Here is a 2,400-nt window from a genome sequence, read left to right on the forward strand (position 1 = left end):
AAGATGTCATTGGCTTGTTCAAACAATTCCTGAGCCAGGTCGTACTTTTCATAAAGATCAAGACCCATTCCTGAAAATTGTGCTCCCTGTCCGGGAAATATATATGCTTTCATGATATTAAATTTTACAGCACAAATGTAATAAATACTTCTAGTATGCGCCGTTCTCCGGTTATTTATCCTGCAACAACTTCTTGAATTTACCTTTAGACTTCCGGATCTTTACTGCCACTACCTTGTATTCGGGACACATGGCTTCACTGTCGTGTACATCGCTTGTAATAATGTTCATCATAATATCCGGAAAGTGGAAGGTGGTGCTCAAAATACCCGGTTTAACCTCGTCCGTAATGCGGGCTTTTACATCTACTTTTCCTCGTGGCGACTCCAAACAAACAAAATCCCCCTCGCTAATCAGGTTGGCGGCGGCATCTTCGGGATGAATCATGAGGTAGTCGCTTTTCAGGATATTTTCGTTGGCCGTACGGCGGGTCATTGCCCCGCAATTGTAGTGCTCCAACTCCCTGTTTGTAGTTAAAATATAGGGATACTCTTCTCCGTGTTCCGTGATCTCCTGAGTCTCCTTCCAGGGATGGAATTCGAAATAACCCAGGCCTCGCATAAATTCCTGTTGGTGCAAAATCTGCGTATCAGTACCATCTGGAGCTACAGGCCATTGCAAGCCATTCTTGCCCAACCGATCCCACCTGATTCCCGCAAAGAAGGGCACTATCTGTGAGATTTCTTCCAGCATACCGTCGGGGGTGTAATCTGGTTGGGCATAGCCCATCCTGTTCATAATATCTACAATGATCTGTCCATCCGGTTTCGAACCCGGAATTGGCTCCACTACCTGCCGTACAGCCTGTACACGTCTTTCCCCATTGGTAAAGGTGCCGCTTTTCTCCAGAAATGAAGCTCCGGGCAGAATTACGTCAGCATATTTGGCCGTTTCGGTCATAAAAAGTTCCTGTACTATGACCAAATCTGTTGCTTCGAGGGCACGGATCACCTTTTTGGTATTCGGATCCGTTTGTACTACGTCCTCTCCAATGATCCAGATGGCTTTGAGTTTACCCTCCAGGGCCGCCTGGAACATTTCAGGAATCTTATACCCTATTTGTGAAGGGACTTCACTACCATAAAATTGGTTGTAAAGTTGGTTGACTTCCGGATTTGTCACGTCCAGATACCCTGCGCCCTGATGGGGTTGTACGCCCATGTCTGCACTTCCCTGTACGTTGTTTTGCCCGCGTAGAGGATTTACCCCTACGCCTTTGCGGCCAATGTTCCCTGTTAGCATTGCCAGATCCGCGATCTGCATTACCGTAAACGTTCCCTGAGAGTGCTCGGTTACCCCAAGACCGTGAAATGACATGGCATTGGGAGCGCTGGCGTAGGTAATTGCTGCGGCTTTTACCTGTTCACGGGGTACCCCGGAAACGGCCTCTAGCTGGTCCAGATCAATACTCATCAATTCAGCTATGAAATCCTCATAACCCTCCGTGCGTTTGGCTATGAATGACTGATCTACTAAACCTTCCTGAACAATATAATACATCATCATATTCAGCACCGCAACATTGGTCCCCGGCCGCAAGGCCAGGTGATGGGTGGCGTAGCGGGCCAGTTCTATTCGCCGAGGATCAATTACAATAGATGCCTTGTTAGACTTCATAGCAAACTGCTTGAGTTTTGCTCCTGTTACAGGGTGTGCATCTGTAGGGTTTGCCCCTATAACCATGATGCAATCTGTATGCTTTAAATCCTCGATGGAATTGGTAGCGGCTCCGGTTCCAAAGGTGCGCTGCATCCCCAGAGCGGTAGGGGAATGACACACACGGGCGCAGCCGTCAATATTATTCGTTTGAATCACCGCACGGAAGAATTTCTGCATCAGGTAGTTCTCCTCGTTGGTACAGCGGGAGGATGAAATACCGGCCATGCTGTCCGGGCCGTAGGTCTCTTTGTAGTGTGTGAATTTTTCGGTGATATAATCGTACGCTTCGTCCCAGCTTACTTTTTCTAAAGTGCCATTGCGCCTAATCATAGGCGAATCCAGTCGTTCAGGATGATTGTAGAATTTAAAAGCAAAACGTCCTTTAAGGCAGGTATGCCCCTGATTCACTTCGGCATCATAGGGGGCTGTAATACTCAGTATTTCACCTGAATTGGTGGCAATATCCAGATTGCACCCCACCCCGCAATAGGTACAAATTGTTCGGGTGGTTTCAGTAGCCTGAATGGCCTTGGACTGGAAAATGTCCGAGATGGCAGAGGTTGGGCACGCCTGAGAACAGGCACCACAACTCACGCAGTCAGACTCCATAAAGCTTTGGTCCAGACCTTTTACTATGTGGGCATCAAAACCTCGCCCAGCCATACTCAGCACAAATTCGCC

Annotated in this window: 1 protein-coding gene and 1 pseudogene; both read right to left on the reverse strand. The window is 48.0% G+C overall.

From position 1 onward, the window contains the following. Positions 1–113, reverse strand: a pseudogene (locus tag WBM49_RS04155) (ACP S-malonyltransferase); the annotation flags it as partial. A 58-nt stretch (positions 114–171) separates the two neighbouring features. Beyond that, positions 172–2,400 (reverse strand): formate dehydrogenase subunit alpha (gene fdhF, locus WBM49_RS04160; RefSeq protein WP_424370806.1); only part of this gene is annotated, 2,229 nt, incomplete at its 5' end.

Origin of the sequence: Muriicola sp., assembly GCF_049669965.1 — a bacterium.
GTDB lineage: Bacteria > Bacteroidota > Bacteroidia > Flavobacteriales > Flavobacteriaceae > Muriicola.